The sequence below is a fragment of the Streptomyces sp. NPDC096193 genome (assembly GCF_040302905.1).
Lineage (GTDB): Bacteria > Actinomycetota > Actinomycetes > Streptomycetales > Streptomycetaceae > Streptomyces.
The window spans coordinates 146,340-165,012 of sequence record NZ_JBEOSJ010000016.1 but is presented as its reverse complement, the minus strand read 5'-3'; the positions used below and the strand labels follow the sequence as shown (position 1 = coordinate 165,012).

Here is an 18,673-nt window from a genome sequence, read left to right as displayed (position 1 = left end):
GAGACCGATAGCGTTCTGCCCGCGTCCCGCCCGCGCCCGGCGTCCCGCCCGCGCCCGGTCCCGGACGGCTCGTCAGCCCTGGCGCAATTCCCAGGCGTAGGGCGGCTCCGCCCCCGTACGGGAGCAGGTCACCGCCGCCGCCCGCGCCGCGAAGTCCAGCACCTCACGCCAGCCCTCCACGTCCAGCCGGGCCATGCCGTCCGCCGACAGGGCGTCCCGGTCCGCGAGGCCGTGCAACAGGGCCGCGTTCACCGTGTCGCCCGCGCCGATGGTGTCGGCGACGCGCACCTGTGTCGCGGGCACGGAGACCTCCGCCCCGGTCCGCGTCCGTACGCACATGCCCTCGTCGCCCCGCGTCAGCACCACCGCCGCCGGGCCCTCGGGCACACCGCCCAGCCAGCGGGCGTCGTCCTCGGAGAGCTTCAGCAGCGACACCGACGGCAGCCAGCCGGCGAACCGCGCACGGTAGGCGTCCGCGTCCGGGATCAGCCCCGGCCTGATGTTCGGGTCGAGCAGCGTGAACAGCCCGCGCTCCGCCTCCCGCCGCAGCAGCGCCTCGTACGCGCTCGCGCCCGGCTCCAGTACCAGCGAGCAGGTGCCGAACGCCACCGCCCGTGCCGCGTCCGGCAGCCGGGGCGGCAGCTCGAACAGCCGGTCGGCGCTGCCCTCCGCGTAGAAGCCGTAGCCGGCGGATCCGTCCGCGCCGAGGGACGTGACCGCCAGCGTCGTCGGCTCCGGCCCGCGCGCCACCAGCCCGGTGTCGACGCCCGCGTCCCGCAGCCCGGCCAGCAGCGCCTCCCCGAAGCCGTCCGTGGACATCCGGGAGCAGAACGCGGCGCGCGCCCCGAGGCGCCCCAGCGCCACAGCGGTGTTGTACGGCCCGCCGCCGAGGCGCGGCAGCAGCATCGGCAGGGGCTCGCCGTCCCCGTGCGGGACCAGATCGATCAGGGATTCACCGGCGACGACGATCACGGCTCAGAACGTAACGCACACCCGCGGCCGGGAGGCATCCCGCCCTCGGGGCCGCAGGTACGCGCCGGTATGGTCGGGTCTGTCGCAGGTCCTGCGACCGATGCTCTGATCCGTGGAGTCTGCATGTCCGGCCACCCCTCAGCCGCCCGCCGCACCGTGCTGAAAGGCGCCGCCCTCGCCGGGGCCGCCGGCCTCGGGGTCGCCGCCTGCTCGACCGAGTCCGAGCTCGGTCACGCGGAGAACCCCACACCGACCGCGCCCGTCGACCTCGGCGCGGCCGACGCCGTCCCGGTGGGTGGCGCCAAGCTCTACCGCGAGCAGCGTCTGGTCGTGAGCTGCCCGGCCGCCGGCCAGTACCGGGCGTTCAGCGCCCAGTGCACACACGCCGGCTGCGTCCTCGACAAGGTCGAGGGCACCGAGGGCAACTGCCCCTGCCACGGAAGCCGCTTCGACGTCACCACCGGCAAGGCGCTCCAGGGCCCGGCGACCGTGCCGCTGCCGGAGGTCCCGGTCACGGCGCGGGGCGGAAAGCTCGTCGCGGGGCCGAGCGCATAAGGCGTCCGGCGGACCGGCCACCGGCCGGCGAAGGCGATAGTTCCGCGCTCACTCCCAGTCCCAGTCGATCCCGAGGATCCCGGGCCGCACACCCTGCTCGACCAGATGCACCGTGCGGTGCCTGCCGCTGAGCGTCAGGGCCGTCCGGGCGCCCCGCGGAGCACCCGTGGTGGCCTGGGCGAACCGGCGGCACCGGGCCGGCAGGGCCCCCTCGTCGAACCGCACCTGAAGGACGTACTGCCCGCCCGCGAAGGTGAAGCCGCGGACGTACTCACTGCTGGGGCCGCCGGTGCCGTCCTCGAAGCCGTAGCCGAAGACATAGGTCTCACCGGCCCGCAGCCGGGCGTCGAAGAGCAGTTCCGCGACGACGATCCCGGTCTCGCGGTGCCGGCGGACCCGGCCCGTACGGCAGTTCTCCAGCGCGCTCACCCGGACCGCCGCCGGGTCACAGCCCGGGTCCCCGTGGTGGATGGCCAGATAGCGGTCGACGCCGTCGCGGTGGGCGCGGACGACATGCCGCGAATCGCGGCCCACCAGTTCCCGGCCGGCGCCGATCCGGACCCGCTCGTGGTGTCCCACGGTGTGCAGCCCGGTGTCCGCCGGCGTCTCCATGTCGTCGAGCAGCCGCTCCACGACAGCGGGCACCTCGACCAGGGAGCGGTAGGAACGTCCGGCGGGGCGCTCGACGTCCAGGCCCGCCGCGCGCTCGCCGGCACCGAGCAGCCGGGTCAGTGAGTTGCCGGGCAGCTCCAGCACCTCTTCCAGCGCGCGTACCGCCCGCAGCGACTCCGGACGCTGCGGCCTGCGGGCGCCCTGCTGCCAGTAACTGAGGCTGGTCACCCCGACCTTGATGCCACGGTGCGCGAGATGGTGCTGCACGCGCTGGAGAGGCAGCCCACGCACCGCGAGCGCGGCGCGCAGCGCCAGATGGAACGGCCCGGTGTGCAGCACCTGCGCCAGATCGGCCTCGGTGTGACCCATGGAACCTCCAGCGGCTTCGGGTACGGCTGCGCGGCGTGCGACGGCCCGGCTGAACGGTCAGGACGGGAAGCGGGGCGCGGTGAGCGGGCGGCGCTGCCGTCCGGCCGGAGCGGGGGAGTGGTCACATCCCGGTCGCGGCGTTCACAGTCCCGTGTCCACCGCATTGAAGCGGGTTGACCTGCCCGCGACAAGGATTCGGGCACAACCGCGGCGTCCCCGGGCGCGCTCCGTCCCCGCCGCGCACTGACCGTGCGGGCAGCCTCTCGGACGGTGAGCGATGACCGTCCCGGGCCGAGCCGCACGGGACGCCGTCGCGGCACCTGAGGCCCGCTGAGCCTCCTGCTCCGTGCAGGCCCGCGCGCCCCGCGGTGTCACCCCCCGCCAGTAGGGTGGTCGGCATGGCAGACCCCTCCAGCTACCGTCCCAAGCCGGGAGAGATCCCCGACTCGCCGGGGGTCTACCGGTTCCGCGACGATCACCGCCGCGTGATCTACGTCGGGAAGGCGAAAAGCCTCCGCCAGCGCCTCGCCAGCTACTTCCAGGACCTGGCCAATCTGCACCCGCGCACGGCGACGATGGTCACCACGGCGTGCTCCGTCGAGTGGACCGTCGTCTCCACCGAGGTCGAGGCGCTTCAGCTGGAGTACTCCTGGATCAAGGAGTACGACCCGCGGTTCAACGTCAAGTACCGGGACGACAAGAGCTATCCCTATCTCGCGGTCACCCTCAACGAGGAGTTCCCGCGCGTCCAGGTGATGCGTGGCGCCAAGCGCAAGGGCGTGCGGTACTTCGGTCCGTACGGCCACGCCTGGGCGATCCGCGAGACCGTCGACCTGATGCTGCGCGTCTTCCCCGTACGCACCTGCTCCGCCGGTGTCTTCAGGAACCATCAGCAAAAGGGCCGGCCCTGTCTGCTCGGCTACATCGGCAAGTGCTCGGCGCCCTGCGTCGGCCGGGTCACGCCCGAGGAGCACCGCGAACTGGCCGACGAGTTCTGCGACTTCATGGCCGGCCGCACCGGCACCTACATCCGCCGCCTGGAACGGCAGATGACCGAGGCGGCCGAGGAGATGGAGTACGAGCGGGCGGCCCGGCTGCGCGACGACATAGGGGCTCTGCGGCGCGCCCTGGAGAAGAACGCCGTCGTGCTCGCCGACGCCACCGACGCCGATGTGATCGCGGTCGCCGAGGACGAGCTGGAAGCGGCCGTGCAGATCTTCCACGTCCGCGGCGGCCGGGTGCGCGGACAGCGCGGCTGGGTCACCGACAAGGTCGAGGCCGTCGACACCGCCGGGCTCGTCGAGCACGCGCTCCAGCAGCTGTACGGCGAGGAGAGCGGCGACGCGGTGCCCAAGGAGGTCCTCGTCCCCGCCCTCCCGGACGACTCAGAGGCCGTCAGCCAGTGGCTCGGCCAGCGCCGCGGCTCGAACGTCTCCCTGCGCATCCCTCAGCGCGGGGACAAGAAGGACCTGATGGCGACAGTCCAGCGCAACGCGCTCCAGGCGCTGGGCCTCCACAAGACGAAGCGTGCCAGCGACCTCACCACCCGCTCCCGCGCACTGGAGGAGATCGCGGAGGCCCTCGGGCTGGACTCGGCGCCGCTGCGCATCGAGTGCTTCGACATCTCCCATCTCCAGGGCGAGGACGTCGTGGCCTCCATGGTCGTCTTCGAGGACGGCCTGGCACGCAAGAGCGAGTACCGCCGCTTCCAGATCAAGACCTTCGAGGGCCAGGACGACGTCCGGTCCATGCACGAGGTGATCAGCCGGCGCTTCCGCCGCTATCTCGCCGAGAAGGACAGGACCGGTGAGTGGATCGGCGAGGACGCGCCCCCCGAGGACGACGGGAAGCCCAAGCGGTTCGCGTACCCGCCGCAGCTCGTCGTCGTCGACGGCGGAAAGCCGCAGGTGGCCGCGGCCCAGCGCGCGCTCGACGAGCTGGGCATCGACGACGTCGCGGTCTGCGGACTGGCCAAGCGGCTGGAGGAGGTCTGGCTGCCGCGTGAGGATGATCCGGTGATCCTGCCGCGTTCCAGCGAGGGCCTGTACCTCCTCCAGCGCATCCGGGACACCGCCCACGACTTCGCCATCCGCTACCAGCGCTCCAAGCGGACCAAGCGCATCAGGACCAGCCCGCTGGACGCGGTGCACGGTCTGGGAGAGGCCCGCAAACAGGCGCTGATCAAGCATTTCGGATCGGTCAAACGGCTGCGGCAGGCGACAATCGAGCAGATCTGCGAGGTGCCCGGCATGGGCCGCAAGACGGCGGAATCCGTGGTGGTGGCCCTTGCCCGGACGGCTCCGGCCGTCCCTGCCGTGAACACGGCAACAGGAGAGATCATGGAAGAGAACGACGGGGGTAGTACGACATGACCGAGCACGACGGAGACGGAGCAGACGTGAGTACGGGCACCACGATCGAGCCCGGCGGTGCCGCGGACGCGGCCATCCCCGAGCTGGTGATCATCTCCGGTATGTCCGGCGCCGGGCGCAGCACGGCGGCCAAGTGTCTGGAGGACCTCGGCTGGTTCGTCGTCGACAACCTCCCACCCGCCCTGATCCCCACCATGGTGGAGCTCGGGGCCCGCTCGCAGGGCAATGTGGCCCGGATCGCGGTCGTCGTCGACGTCCGCGGCCGGCGGTTCTTCGACAACCTCCGGGAGTCCCTCGCCGACCTCGACTCCAAGCAGGTCACGCGCCGGATCGTGTTCCTGGAGTCCTCCGACGACGCCCTGGTCCGCCGCTTCGAGTCGGTCCGCAGGCCGCACCCCCTCCAGGGCGACGGCAGGATCGTCGACGGCATCGCGGCGGAGCGCGATCTGCTGCGTGAGCTGCGCGGCGACGCCGATCTGGTGATCGACACCTCCAGCCTGAACGTGCACGAGCTGCGGGCCAAGATGGACGCCCGGTTCGCCGGCGACGAGGAGCCCGAGCTGCGGGCCACCGTCATGTCGTTCGGCTTCAAGTACGGGCTGCCGGTGGACGCGGACCTCGTGGTCGACATGCGCTTCCTGCCGAACCCGCACTGGGTCCCGGAGCTCCGCCCCTTCACCGGCCTGAACGAAGAGGTGTCGAACTACGTCTTCAACCAGCCCGGCGCCAAGGAGTTCCTCGACCGCTACACCGAGCTGCTCCAGCTGATCGCCGCCGGCTACCGTCGTGAGGGCAAGCGGTACGTGACCATCGCCGTCGGCTGCACGGGCGGCAAGCACCGCTCCGTCGCCACGTCCGAGAAGCTCGCCGCCCGGCTCTCCTCCGCGGGAGTCGAGACCGTCGTCGTCCACCGTGACATGGGGCGCGAGTGAGCGGACAGGCCATCCGTCTGCGTCGGCTGCGCAGGACCGCGCACACGCTCGCGGGGCGGAACCGCGGCGCCCAGCCCAAGGTCGTCGCCCTCGGCGGCGGCATGGGCCTCTCCGCGTCGCTCACGGCTCTGCGCCGTATCACCGGCGACCTCACCGCGGTCGTCACCGTCGCCGACGACGGCGGCTCCAGCGGCCGGCTCCGGGAGGAGCTGGGCGTGCTGCCGCCCGGCGATCTGCGCAAGGCGCTGGCGGCCCTGTGCGGCGACGACGAATGGGGCCAGACCTGGGCCCGGGTGATCCAGCACCGCTTCCAGTCCAAGGGCGATCTGCACGAGCACGCGGTCGGCAATCTGCTGATGGTGGCGCTGTGGGAACAGCTCGGCGACCACGTCCAGGCACTGGACCTCGTCGGCAGGCTGCTGGGCGCGCACGGCCGGGTGCTGCCCATGTCCGCCGTACCGCTGGAGCTCCAGGCACTGGTCAGGGGCCACGATCCGGCGCGCCCGGACGACGTGGAGACGGTCCGGGGGCAGGCGACCGTGGCGCTCACCCCCGGAGAGGTGCAGTCCGTGCACCTCGTGCCCCACGACCCGCCGGCCGTCCCGGAGGCCGTCGCCGCCGTACGGGACGCCGACTGGGTGGTTCTCGGGCCCGGCTCCTGGTTCTCCTCGGTGATTCCGCACCTCCTGGTGCCCGAACTGCTGGACGCGCTGGTCGAGACGAAGGCCCGCCGGGTCCTGTCGTTGAACCTCGCGCCCCAACCCGGCGAAACAGAAGGCTTCTCACCGCAGCGTCATTTGGAGGTTTTGGGACGACACGCGCCTAAACTCGCCCTCGACGTGGTGCTGGCCGACGTGGCCGCCGTGCCCGACCGAGGGTCCCTCGCCGATGCCGCAAAGAGCCTCGGCGCCGCGGTCGAGCTGGCCCCCGTGGCCTCGCCCGACGGCGTTCCGAAGCATGATCCGGAGCTGTTGGCCGCCGCGTACGACCGTATTTTTCGGATGCATGGAAGGATCGGCCCATGGCGATGACGGCAGCGGTGAAGGACGAAATCTCCCGGCTTCCCGTCACCCGGACCTGCTGCAGAAAGGCGGAGGTCTCGGCGATCCTGCGGTTCGCGGGCGGGCTGCACCTGGTGAGCGGCCGCATCGTGATCGAGGCGGAGCTGGACACCGGCATCGCCGCGCGCCGGCTGAAGCGGGACATCCTGGAGATCTTCGGACACAGCTCCGAGCTGATGGTGATGGCGCCCGGGGGACTGCGCCGCGGTTCGCGCTATGTCGTACGCGTGGTGGCGGGCGGCGACCAGCTCGCCCGCCAGACAGGGCTGGTCGACGGCCGCGGCAGGCCGATCCGGGGCCTGCCGCCGCAGGTCGTCTCCGGTGCCACCTGTGACGCGGAGGCAGCCTGGCGCGGGGCGTTCCTGGCGCACGGCTCGCTGACCGAGCCCGGCCGCTCCTCGTCGCTGGAGGTCACCTGCCCCGGCCCCGAGGCGGCGCTCGCGCTGGTCGGCGCGGCCCGCCGGCTCTCCATCGCCGCGAAGGCGCGGGAGGTACGCGGTGTGGACCGGGTCGTCGTCCGTGACGGTGATGCGATCGGCGCGCTGTTGACGCGTCTGGGTGCTCACGAGTCGGTGCTCGCCTGGGAGGAGCGGCGCATGCGGCGCGAGGTCCGCGCCACCGCCAACCGCCTCGCCAACTTCGACGACGCCAACCTCCGCCGCTCGGCACGGGCCGCGGTCGCCGCGGGCGCCCGGGTGCAGCGCGCGCTGGAGATCCTGGGCGAGGAGGTGCCCGAGCACCTCGCCGCCGCCGGCCGGCTGCGTATGGAGCACAAGCAGGCCTCGCTGGAGGAGCTGGGCGCGCTCGCCGACCCGCCGCTGACGAAGGACGCGGTCGCGGGCCGGATCCGCCGGCTGCTGGCGATGGCCGACAAGCGCGCACAGGACCTCGGCATCCCCGGCACCGAGTCCACCCTCTCCGAGGAACTGGCCGACGGTCTCGTCGGCTGACACACCGCTCTTGCGCCTCTGCCGACGCTGCCGGTGCCCCCAGGGCACCGGCAGCGTCGGTCGTTCACCCGTGTGCCGGGCCCGGCCTTCTTGACATGGTCATGGGGTGTGATGAGTCTGGCGTCTGTTCACTTTCCTGGCAGACACCAGCAAGGGGGGCTTATGAGACGCAGAGCGAGATCGATCCTCGCCGCGGTTTCACTGCTGACCGCAACACTTGCGGCCGCTCCGATCGCCCAGGCCGAACCCGGCGGAGGGAATGGCGACGGGCTGTCCGTATGGCACGCGAAAGTCACCAAGGCCCAGGTTCCGCTGATCCTCGCGGCGGGCGCCGACGGACACGAACTGACGGAACAGGTGCCCGACAAGGGCACGGCGACCGTCGAGCTCTACCTCACGAAACGTCAGGCCGGTGAACTGCGCGAGCAGGGCGTCGGTATCACCGAGCACACCGTGTCCCCGGCGGCGAGGAACCGGGTCGCCGCCGCCGGCGACGGCGTCTTCCGCCCGTACAGCGGGGAGAAGGGGCTCCAGCGCGAGATCCTCGCCACGGCGCAGGCCAACCCCGGCCTCACCAAGGTCGTCAGCATCGGCAAGACGGTCAAGGGCCAGGACATCCTCGCCCTCAAGCTCAGCAAGGGCGCGGCGAGGACGGCGGACGGCTCCAAGCCCGCGACGCTGTACATGTCCAACCAGCACGCGCGCGAGTGGATCACCCCGGAGATGACCCGGCGGCTGATGCACTATTACCTCGCCAACTACGGCAAGGATCCCCGCGTCACCAAGATCGTGAACAGCAGCGAGCTGTGGTTCGTGCTGTCCGCCAACCCCGACGGCTACGACTACTCCTTCACCGGCACTCAGCAGCGGCAGTGGCGCAAGAACCTCCGCGACAACAACGGTGACGGCGCGATCAAGCCGGGCGACGGCGTCGACCTCAACCGGAACTTCACCTACAAGTGGGGCTACGACAACGAGGGTTCGTCCCCCGACCCGTTCGACGAGACCTTCCGCGGCACCGGCCCGGCCTCCGAGCCGGAGACCAGGGCCATCGACCGGTTCCAGAAGCGCATCGGCTTCTCCTACGGCATCAACTACCACTCCGCGGCCGAACTGCTGCTGTACGGAGTGGGCTGGCAGGTCGCCACACCGACCCCGGACGACGTCCTCTACCGGTCGCTCGCCGGCACACCCGAGAACTCGGCGATCCCCGGCTACCGTCCGCAGGTCTCCTCCGAGCTCTACACCACCAACGGCGAGGCCGACGGGCACGCGGCCAACGTCAACGGGATGATGATGTACACCCCGGAGATGTCGACCTGCGCCACCGCCTCCAGGATCGATCCCCAGGACCCCTGGAACGCGGCCGACTGCGCCTCCGTCTTCACCTTCCCCGACGACGAGAAGCTGATCCAGCAGGAGTTCGCCAAGAACGTCCCGTTCGCGCTCTCCGTCGCCGAGACGTCCCTGCACCCGGACCAGCCAGCCTCCTCGCTGGGCCTGAAGGCCGCGGACTTCACCCCCGACCCCTTCACCGTCTCCTACGCGCGCGGCGGTGACCAGGAGGTCTCCGTCGTGGCTCGCAGGTCGGTGCGCGACAAGGAGCTCCGCTACCGCGTCAACGGCGGGCGCGTCCACGACCAGGCGCTGAAGCCCTGGAAGGGCGGCGAGACGTACGGCGGTGAGGACAACATCCTCTTCGACGAGTACCGCGCCAAGGTCAGGGACGGCGACGTCGGCGACACGGTCGAGGTCTGGTTCACCGGCGAGACCCGGGCCGGAAAGCCCACCGCGAGCGAGCACTTCACGTACAGGGTCGCCCAACGGCCGCGCGGCGACACGCTCGTGATCGCCGAGGAGGGCGGCACCACAGCCGCGAAGAACACGGCCGCCTACACCGGGGCACTCGCCGACAACGGCGAGCGCAGCGCGGTCTGGGACGTCGCGACCCAGGGCGTGCCGCACCGGCTCGGCGTGCTCGGCCACTTCGACACGGCCCTCTGGTACACCGGATCCGCCGCACCCTCCTGGCCCACCACCCGGGCCGTACGCGACTTCGTCAACGAGGGCGGCAAGCTCATCACCACCGGTGAACGGGCCGGCGGCAACGCCGACCTCGGCGGTGCGCTCAGCGACGACTTCGCGCAGTACTACCTCGGCGCTTCGGGACGCGCCTCGCTCGCCGGGGCCGCGGACTTCCTCGGCACGGGACGCCTCTCCGGCGCCGCGGGCGCACTCGGCGACGCTCCCGGCAACCCGCTGGACGCGGCGGGCGCGTACACGGTCACCTCGGACACTCTGCCGCCGGCGCAGTTCCCGCAGTTCCGCAGCGCGGCCGCGGGCGACTACCCGGGCGTCAAGATGCCGTTCTCGCCGTACGAGGGAGAGTGGTACGCGGCGGCGAGCCACCGCAACTCCTCCTGGATGCGGCTGTCGCGGGCGGTCGACCTGACCGGCACCACCGCCGCCGACCGGCCCGGGCTGAACCTGCGGATCAGCTTCAACACCGAACCCGGCTACGACAACGCCGTCGTCGAGGTCCACACCGTCGGCCAGGACGACTGGACCACCCTGCCGGATGCCAACGGCGGCACGCGGACAACCGTGCCGACCCAGTGCGACCAGGGGTTCTACGTCAACCAGCACCCGTTCCTGCGGCACTACCTCACCGTCGGGTCCGGCGGCTGCACGGCGACCGGCACCAGCGGCGCCTGGCACTCGTTCACGGGTGCCTCCGACGGCTGGAAGGCCGCCTCGTTCGATCTGAGCGCCTACGCGGGCAAGCAGATCGAGGTCTCCGTCTCGTACATCACCGACCCCAGTGACGGCGGCCGCGGCATCTTCGTGGACGACACCCGGCTGGTCACGGGCGCCGGACAGGGCGCCGAGGGATTCGAGACCTCGCTCGGGCCGTGGACGACGGGTCCGGCACCCGACGGCAGCCCGGCGCTGCGCGGGACCTGGGAGCGCAGCCAGGACCTGTTCCCGTCGGCGGCGGCGGTCACCACGCGCGACACGGTGCTGATCGGATTCGGTCTGGAGCACGTCCCCGGCGCGACCGAACGCAAGAAGATCGTCGGCCGTGCTCTCGGCGCACTCGGGCGCTGACCCCGGGTGACGGAGACCGCGGCTCCGGGCGCGGCTCCGGCGGCCCGTGCACCCTACTGAGGGGTACGGGCCGCCACCGCCACACAGGGGCCCTTCCGATGTCACTCCGCGGCCTCCAGAGAGGTAGGGTCGGAGGCGGTCGGGGACATCCCATACAACTCGCCGGCGTCGAAAACCGGCGTACCTAACGAGGAGATCGGTTCGTGACGATCCGCGTAGGCATCAACGGCTTTGGCCGCATCGGTCGTAACTACTTCCGCGCGCTGCTGGAGCAGGGTGCAGACATCGAGATCGTGGCTGTCAACGACCTGGGTGACACTGCGACCACGGCTCACTTGCTGAAGTACGACACCATCCTGGGCCGCCTCAAGGCCGAGGTGACCCACACCGCCGACACCATCACGGTCGACGGCCACACGATCAAGGTGCTCTCCGAGCGCAACCCCGCCGACATCCCGTGGGGCGAGCTGGGCGTCGACATCGTCATCGAGTCGACCGGCATCTTCACGAAGAAGGCTGACGCCGAGAAGCACATCGCGGGCGGCGCCAAGAAGGTCCTCATCTCGGCTCCGGCCAAGGAAGAGGACATCACCATCGTGATGGGCGTCAACCAGGACAAGTACGACGCGGACAAGCACCACGTCATCTCCAACGCCTCCTGCACCACCAACTGTGTGGCGCCGATGGCCAAGGTTCTCGACGAGAACTTCGGCATCGTCAAGGGCCTGATGACCACGGTCCACGCGTACACCAACGACCAGCGCATCCTGGACTTCCCGCACTCGGACCTGCGTCGCGCCCGCGCCGCTGCCGAGAACATCATTCCGACCACCACGGGCGCCGCCAAGGCCACCGCACTGGTCCTTCCGCAGCTCAAGGGCAAGCTCGACGGCATCGCGATGCGCGTGCCGGTCCCGACCGGTTCGGCCACCGACCTGGTGGTGACGCTGCAGCGCGAGGTCACCAAGGACGAGGTCAACGCCGCGTTCAAGAAGGCGTCCGACGACGGCGACCTCAAGGGCTTCCTGACCTACACCGAGGACCCGATCGTCTCCTCGGACATCGTCGGCGACCCGGCCTCCTGCACCTTCGACTCCTCCCTGACCATGGTCCAGGAAGGCAACACGGTGAAGATCCTCGGCTGGTACGACAACGAGTGGGGCTACTCCAACCGCCTCGTGGACCTCACGGTCTTCGTCGGCGGCCGGCTCTGACAGCTCCGACCGGCACCGAGAGCATCCCGATGTGAGCGACAGGGCTCGGGCACGCGCAGTGTGGCGCGGTTCGAGCCCTGTCGCACGTCCCGCCGTCCCAGGAGTTCTGACCATGAAGACGATCGACCAGCTTCTTGCAGAAGGGGTCACGGGTCAGCGCGTTTTCGTCCGCGCCGACCTGAACGTGCCGCTCGACGGCACCACCATCACCGACGACGGCCGCATCCGTGCCGTCCAGCCGACCGTCGCCAAGCTCGCCGAGGCCGGCGCCCGCGTCATCGTCGCCTCCCACCTCGGCCGTCCCAAGGGCGCCCCGGACCCGGCCTTCTCGCTGGCCCCCGCGGCCGCCCGGCTCGGTGAACTGCTCGGCACCGATGTCGCCTTCGCGACCGACACCGTCGGCGAGTCGGCGCGGTCCGTCGTCGCCGCCCTGGCGGACGGCCAGGTCGCGGTGATCGAGAACCTCCGCTTCAACCCCGGTGAGACGAGCAAGGACGACGCCGAGCGCGGCGCCTTCGCCGACGAACTGGCCGCCCTGGCCGATGTGTACGTCGGCGACGGCTTCGGCGCCGTGCACCGCAAGCACGCCTCCGTGTACGACCTGCCGGCCCGCCTGCCGCACGCGGCCGGCCAGCTGATCGCCACCGAGGTCGGCGTCCTCAAGAAGCTCACCGAAGACGTGGCCCGGCCGTACGTCGTCGTGCTCGGCGGAGCCAAGGTCTCCGACAAGCTCGGTGTCATCGACCATCTGCTGGAGAAGGCCGACCGCATCCTGATCGGCGGCGGCATGGCGTACACCTTCCTCAAGGCCCAGGGCCACGAGGTCGGCATCTCGCTGCTCCAGGAGGACCAGATCCCGGCGGTCAGGGAGTACCTGACGCGCGCCGAGAAGAAGGGCGTGGAGTTCGTGCTCCCCGTCGACGTCCTGGTCGCCCCGGAATTCCCGGACCTCAAGACCAAGGCCCCGGCCAACCCGACCGTCGTCGCCGCGGACGCGATCCCGGCCGACGAGGAGGGTCTGGACATCGGTCCCGAGACCCGCAAGCTGTACGCATCGAAGCTCGCCGACGCGGCCACCGTCTTCTGGAACGGTCCGATGGGCGTCTTCGAGCACCCCGACTACGCCGAGGGCACCAAGGCCGTCGCCCAGGCGCTCGTCGACTCCTCGGCCTTCAGCGTGGTCGGCGGCGGGGACTCCGCCGCGGCCGTGCGGATCCTGGGCTTCGACGAGAAGGCATTCGGCCACATCTCGACCGGTGGCGGCGCCAGCCTCGAATACCTCGAGGGCAAGACGCTTCCCGGCCTCGCCGCACTGGAGGACTGACCCACTCATGACTACGCGTACCCCGCTGATGGCGGGCAACTGGAAGATGAACCTCAACCACCTCGAGGCCATCGCCCACGTCCAGAAGCTCGCTTTCGCACTGTCCGACAAGGACTACGACGCCGTGGAGGTGTCGGTCCTGCCGCCCTTCACCGACCTGCGGTCCGTCCAGACCCTGGTCGACGGCGACAAGCTGAAGATCAAGTACGGCGCGCAGGACCTCTCCGCGCACGACGCCGGTGCCTACACGGGCGAGATCTCGGGCCTGATGCTGGCCAAGCTGAAGTGCACCTATGTCGTGGTGGGCCACTCCGAGCGCCGGCAGTACCACGCCGAGACGGACGAGATCTGCAACGCCAAGGTGAAGGCCGCGTTCCGGCACGGTCTGACGCCGATCCTCTGTATCGGCGAGGGCCTGGAGGTCCGCAAGGCCGGCCAGCAGGTCCAGTACACGCTGAGCCAGCTCGAAGGCGGTCTGAAGGACATTCCGGCCGAGCAGGCCGAGTCCATCGTGATCGCCTACGAGCCGGTCTGGGCCATCGGCACCGGTGAGGTCGCCACCCCGGAGGACGCCCAGGAGGTCTGCGGGGCGATCCGCGGGCGGTTGGCCGAGCTGTACTCGCCGGAGGTGGCCGACAAGGTCCGCATCCAGTACGGCGGCTCCGTGAAGTCCGGAAACGTCGCCGCGATCATGGCGCAGCCCGATGTGGACGGCGCTCTGGTCGGTGGCGCGTCGCTGGACGCCGAAGAGTTCGTCAAGATCGTCCGGTTCCGCGACCAGTGAGTATGCGGTAGCGCGGATCCGTCGTACCCTTGCGGGGGCCTGAGGCTGTGGAGCCCGGGCCCCCGCTCGTCCGTAGATGTCCCGAGAGAATTGCCAGGAAGTAGGGTCCAGCCGTGGTTATGGGGTTCTCGATCGCCCTGATCGCTTTCAGCCTGCTGCTGATGCTGCTCGTGCTGATGCACAAGGGGAAGGGCGGCGGCCTCTCCGACATGTTCGGCGGTGGCATGCAGTCGTCCGTGGGCGGCTCCTCGGTCGCCGAGCGCAACCTCGACCGCATCACCGTGGTGGTCGGTCTGCTGTGGTTCGCGTGCATTGTCGTACTTGGTCTGCTGATGAAGCTGGACAGCTGACCCACGCCTTCCGCGTCCCGGGCTGGGGTGTAACTCCCACCACTGGACGAGCGTTGGGCCTTACGTAGACTGGGGCACCGCGGCGCAGCCGCTGTGAGAGGCTGTGCAGCACCATCACGCAGGGAGTTACGACCGTGGCAAGTGGCAACGCGATCCGGGGAAGCCGGGTCGGAGCGGGGCCGATGGGCGAGGCCGAGCGTGGCGAGTCCGCGCCACGCCTGCGCATCTCCTTCTGGTGCTCGAACGGGCACGAGACGCAGCCGAGCTTCGCCAGCGACGCACAGGTCCCTGACACTTGGGACTGCCCGCGCTGCGGGTTCCCGGCCGGTCAGGACCGGGACAACCCGCCGGACCCGCCGCGGACCGAGCCGTACAAGACGCACCTCGCGTATGTACGAGAGCGGCGCAGCGACGCGGACGGTGAGGCGATCCTCGCCGAAGCACTTGCCAAACTGCGGGGCGAGATCTAGAACTTGCGTCCGGCCGGACACCTCACGGTGCCCGGCCGGTCTGCTTTTCCCGCCCTTCTCGCCGGCAGGCCCGACTGTCAGTGGCACCCCGTAGCGTTCCGGATCACGGGACGGGAAGGGGATGTTGTGACGACGACCGAAGCGGTGGCGGCGCGGAGCGTCTCCTGGCGCGGGGGATTCGGACGGCTGTGGACCGCTGCCGTCGTCTCCAGGTTCGGCGACGCGCTGCGACTTGCCGCCATGCCGCTGCTGGCCGCCTCGCTGACCGACGATCCGCTGCTGATCGCCTCGGTGACGGCCTGCGGATATCTGCCCTGGCTGCTCTTCGGCTTGCTGGGCGGCGCGGTCGCCGACCGGGTGGACCAGCGGCGGGCCATGTGGGCCGTGGACCTGCTGCGAGGCCTGCTGATGGCGGGCTTCGCCCTCGCCGTCCGGCAGGGACTCGCATCGATCGCTCTGCTGCTGGCGCTCGCCTTCGCCCTCACCACCCTCCAGACGCTCTTCGACAACGCCGCGACCGCCCTGCTGCCCGCCCTGGTCCCCGAGGGCGCGCTGGCGGGGGCCAACGCCCGGCTGATGACCGCACAGCAGATCGTCGGGGCATTCCTGGCCGCGCCGGCGGTGCCGGTGCTCCTCCTCGCCGGCGCGGCCGTGCCGTACGCCGCGGACGCCGTCACCTATCTCGTGGCGGCGGCCCTGATCGCCTCGCTGCGCCTGCGGGCGCCGGAGCGGGCGCCCAGGCCCGCCGGAAGCACCCTGCGCGCGGAGATCGCAGAAGGGCTGCGCCGGTTGTGGAGCGACCCTGCGCTGCGCCGTCTGTGCGTGGCCACCACCCTGTGCAACATAGGCATGGGCGCGCTCATCGCCACCCTCGTCGTCCATGTCACCGGCTGGCTCGACGCGGGCAGCGGGGCGTACGCGGCGGTGCTCACCGCGGTGGGCGCGGGCAGCGTGACGGGCGGGCTGGTGGCCCGCCGGCTCGCGGAGCGCGTCGGGCGCATCCGCAGCGTGTTCATCGCCGGGGCCGTGCAGGCCGGCTGTCTGGCGATCACCGGGACGGTCCGCGCGTTGTGGGTGACGGTCGCCGCGATGGCGGTCTTCGGCGTCATGAGCATGGTGTGGAACGTCAACCAGGCGACGCTGGTGCAGGAGCGCAGCCCGGCGGACATGCTCGGCCGGATCAGCTCGGCGTTCCGCACCCTCGGCGTCGCAGGAGCCCCGCTCGGCGCGCTCGCCGGCGGCGCGGCTGCGGCCGCCTGGGGAGGCAACGCTCCGGCACTGCTCGCGGCGGCGCTGTTCGTGCCTGCTGTCGCCTCGCTGACCGGTCTGATCAACTAGGTTAGAAAGGCAGCGGGGCATGCAGGCAGGTACAAGAGAAGTGGGCTGATGTCCAGAATGAACGCAGACGGCCGTACCAGGCTCAACAAGACGCCCGAATGGGCTGCTCTCAGCAAGCACCGCGAGCAGCTCGGCCAGACGCAGTTGCGGGAGCTGTTCGCGGCCGACGCACAGCGCGGCAGCAGGTACACCCTGCAGGTCGGCAACCTCCACCTCGACTACTCCAAGCACCTGGTGACCGACGAGACGCTGACGCTGCTGCGCGAGCTCGCGGCGGCGACCGACGTCACCGGGCTGCGGGACGCGATGTTCCGCGGCGAGAAGATCAACACCACCGAGAACCGCGCCGTCCTGCACACGGCACTGCGGGCCCCCCGGGACGCCGTCATCGAGGTCGACGGCGAGAACGTGGTGCCGGCCGTGCACGCGGTGCTCGACAGGATGGCCGCGTTCGCGGACCGGATCCGCTCGGGTGAGTGGACCGGTCACACCGGCAAGCGCATCAAGAACGTCGTCAACATCGGCATCGGCGGATCCGACCTCGGCCCCGCCATGGCGTACGAGGCGCTGCGCGCCTACACCGCCCGCGATCTGACGTTCCATTTCGTCTCCAACGTCGACGGCGCCGATCTGCACGAGGCCGTGCGTGAGCTGGACGCGTCCGAGACGCTGTTCATCATCGCGTCCAAGACCTTCACCACGATCGAGACCATCACCAACGCCACCTCCGCACGAGACTGGCTGCTCACCGAGCTGAAGGCCGGTCAGGAGGCCGTGGCCAAGCACTTCGTGGCCCTGTCGACCAACGCCGAGAAGGTCTCCGACTTCGGCATCGACACGGCCAACATGTTCGAGTTCTGGGACTGGGTCGGCGGACGCTACTCGTTCGACTCCGCCATCGGCCTCTCGCTGATGATCGCGATCGGCCCGGACCGCTTCCGCGAGATGCTCGACGGGTTCCACCTCGTCGACGAGCACTTCCGGACGGCCCCCGCCGAGTCCAACGCGCCGATGCTGCTCGGCCTGCTGGGGGTCTGGTACGGCGACTTCTTCGACGCCCAGTCGCACGCGGTGCTGCCGTACTCCCACTATCTGAGCAAGTTCACCGCCTATCTCCAGCAGTTGGACATGGAGTCCAACGGCAAGTCGGTGGACCGCGAGGGCAACCCGGTGGAGTGGCAGACCGGACCCGTGGTGTGGGGCACGCCCGGCACCAACGGACAGCACGCGTACTACCAGTTGATCCACCAGGGGACGAAGCTCATCCCGGCGGACTTCATCGGCTTCGCCAATCCGGTCGACGACCTGCTGCCCGGTCTCGTCGCCCAGCACGACCTGCTGATGGCCAACTTCTTCGCGCAGACGCAGGCGCTCGCCTTCGGCAAGACGCCGGACGAGGTACGGGCGGAGGGTGTGCCCGAGGAGCTGGTGCCGCACAAGACGTTCCCCGGCAACCGCCCCACGACCACGATCCTCGCCGACGAGCTCACCCCCTCGGTCCTCGGCCAGCTGATCGCGCTGTACGAGCACAAGGTGTTCGTCCAGGGAGCCATCTGGAACATCGACTCCTTCGACCAGTGGGGCGTCGAGCTGGGCAAGGTCCTCGCGAAGAGGCTCGAGCCGGTGCTCACGGAGGGCACGGGCGGCGGGGATCTGGACGGCTCGACCGCCGCACTGGTGGCCACGTACCGCTCACTGCGCGGTCGTTGAGCCGATGGCCGCCGGGGAGGGGACGGTTCGGCTGAGGCCGCCGAACAACACGCTCAATGACCGAGTCGTCGGCTGGTGGCGGGTGCAGTTGCTGCTGCTGACGGGCGTCCCGGTCGTGGTGCTGGCCGTGCTGGGCGCCATGATCGGGCCCGTCCGGACCTGGCTGCTCGCCGTCGCCGGAGGACTGGCGGTGCTCGGACTGCTGTGCACCGCCTTCTTCCCCTCCTGGTGGTTCCGGGTCCACCGGTGGGAGGTCACGGACGAGGCGGTGTACGTCCGCAGCGGCGCCCTGTGGCAGGAGTGGCGGATCGCGCCGATGTCCCGGATCCAGACCGTGGACACCCTGCGCGGGCCCCTCGAACGCGCCTTCCGGCTGGCGACGGTCATCGTCACCACCGCCTCCTCCAAGGGCGCGATCAAGATCGAGGGGCTCGACCACGAGGTCGCGGCCGAACTCGCGGAGCAGCTCACGCACATCACCCAGGCGACGCCCGGGGACGCGACATGAGCACCGCGGAGGACCCGGCCGCGGGGGAGGCCGCTCTGCCGGGC

16 protein-coding genes are annotated in these 18,673 nt (G+C 70.6%); 14 read left to right on the top strand and 2 right to left on the bottom strand.

Going from position 1 to position 18,673, the window contains the following annotated elements; translation table 11 throughout:
• Positions 1-72: 72 nt before the first annotated feature.
• A complete protein-coding gene (locus ABTX78_RS23340; RefSeq protein WP_352208722.1) occupies positions 73-972 on the bottom strand; it encodes a carbohydrate kinase family protein in 900 nt (299 codons plus the stop codon).
• Between the two features lie 123 nt (positions 973-1,095).
• On the opposite strand from ABTX78_RS23340, the gene ABTX78_RS23335 reads away from it, so the two are divergent.
• On the top strand, positions 1,096-1,527 hold the full coding sequence (locus ABTX78_RS23335; RefSeq protein ID WP_352208721.1) for a Rieske (2Fe-2S) protein: 432 nt from the start codon (positions 1,096-1,098) through the stop codon (positions 1,525-1,527).
• Positions 1,528-1,575: 48 nt separating this feature from the next.
• On the opposite strand, the gene ABTX78_RS23330 is transcribed toward ABTX78_RS23335, so the two are convergent.
• Positions 1,576-2,508, bottom strand: coding sequence for a hypothetical protein (locus tag ABTX78_RS23330; protein WP_352208720.1), 933 nt, complete (start codon positions 2,506-2,508; stop codon positions 1,576-1,578).
• A gap of 398 nt (positions 2,509-2,906) precedes the next feature.
• Here ABTX78_RS23330 and uvrC point away from each other — a divergent pair, with 398 nt between their 5' ends.
• From uvrC to ABTX78_RS23265, 13 genes are all read left to right on the top strand, one after another.
• Positions 2,907-4,880, top strand: a complete 1,974-nt coding sequence (gene uvrC, locus ABTX78_RS23325; protein ID WP_352208719.1) for an excinuclease ABC subunit UvrC — start codon at positions 2,907-2,909, stop codon at positions 4,878-4,880.
• Positions 4,877-5,812, top strand: a complete 936-nt coding sequence (gene rapZ / locus ABTX78_RS23320; protein ID WP_352208718.1) for an RNase adapter RapZ — start codon at positions 4,877-4,879, stop codon at positions 5,810-5,812. The genes uvrC and rapZ overlap by 4 nt, the downstream gene beginning before the upstream one ends.
• Positions 5,809-6,843, top strand: a complete 1,035-nt coding sequence (locus ABTX78_RS23315; RefSeq protein WP_352208717.1) for a gluconeogenesis factor YvcK family protein — start codon at positions 5,809-5,811, stop codon at positions 6,841-6,843. Before rapZ ends, ABTX78_RS23315 begins: the two co-directional genes overlap by 4 nt.
• Positions 6,834-7,823, top strand: coding sequence for a DNA-binding protein WhiA (gene whiA / locus ABTX78_RS23310; RefSeq protein WP_313947013.1), 990 nt, complete (start codon positions 6,834-6,836; stop codon positions 7,821-7,823). The genes ABTX78_RS23315 and whiA overlap by 10 nt, the downstream gene beginning before the upstream one ends.
• A gap of 162 nt (positions 7,824-7,985) precedes the next feature.
• Positions 7,986-10,931: a M14 family metallopeptidase gene (locus ABTX78_RS23305; RefSeq protein WP_352208716.1), complete on the top strand. Its 2,946-nt coding sequence runs from the start codon at positions 7,986-7,988 to the stop codon at positions 10,929-10,931.
• Positions 10,932-11,134: 203 nt separating this feature from the next.
• Entirely contained in the window at positions 11,135-12,145 is a 1,011-nt protein-coding gene (gene gap / locus ABTX78_RS23300) for a type I glyceraldehyde-3-phosphate dehydrogenase (protein WP_352208715.1), read from the top strand.
• 112 nt (positions 12,146-12,257) lie between these two features.
• Positions 12,258-13,469: a phosphoglycerate kinase gene (locus ABTX78_RS23295; protein WP_352208714.1), complete on the top strand. Its 1,212-nt coding sequence runs from the start codon at positions 12,258-12,260 to the stop codon at positions 13,467-13,469.
• A 7-nt stretch (positions 13,470-13,476) separates the two neighbouring features.
• A complete protein-coding gene (gene tpiA, locus ABTX78_RS23290; protein WP_352208713.1) occupies positions 13,477-14,253 on the top strand; it encodes a triose-phosphate isomerase in 777 nt (258 codons plus the stop codon).
• Between the two features lie 119 nt (positions 14,254-14,372).
• Entirely contained in the window at positions 14,373-14,603 is a 231-nt protein-coding gene (gene secG, locus ABTX78_RS23285) for a preprotein translocase subunit SecG (protein WP_313949056.1), read from the top strand.
• A gap of 134 nt (positions 14,604-14,737) precedes the next feature.
• Positions 14,738-15,073: an RNA polymerase-binding protein RbpA gene (locus tag ABTX78_RS23280; RefSeq protein ID WP_003957010.1), complete on the top strand. Its 336-nt coding sequence runs from the start codon at positions 14,738-14,740 to the stop codon at positions 15,071-15,073.
• 126 nt (positions 15,074-15,199) lie between these two features.
• Positions 15,200-16,411, top strand: coding sequence for an MFS transporter (locus tag ABTX78_RS23275; protein ID WP_352208712.1), 1,212 nt, complete (start codon positions 15,200-15,202; stop codon positions 16,409-16,411).
• Between the two features lie 57 nt (positions 16,412-16,468).
• On the top strand, positions 16,469-18,121 hold the full coding sequence (pgi, locus tag ABTX78_RS23270) for a glucose-6-phosphate isomerase (RefSeq protein ID WP_352208747.1): 1,653 nt from the start codon (positions 16,469-16,471) through the stop codon (positions 18,119-18,121).
• Positions 18,122-18,125: 4 nt separating this feature from the next.
• Complete coding sequence (locus tag ABTX78_RS23265; RefSeq protein ID WP_352208711.1) at positions 18,126-18,629, top strand: PH domain-containing protein; 504 nt, start codon at positions 18,126-18,128, stop codon at positions 18,627-18,629.
• The last annotated feature ends 44 nt before the right edge of the window (positions 18,630-18,673 follow it).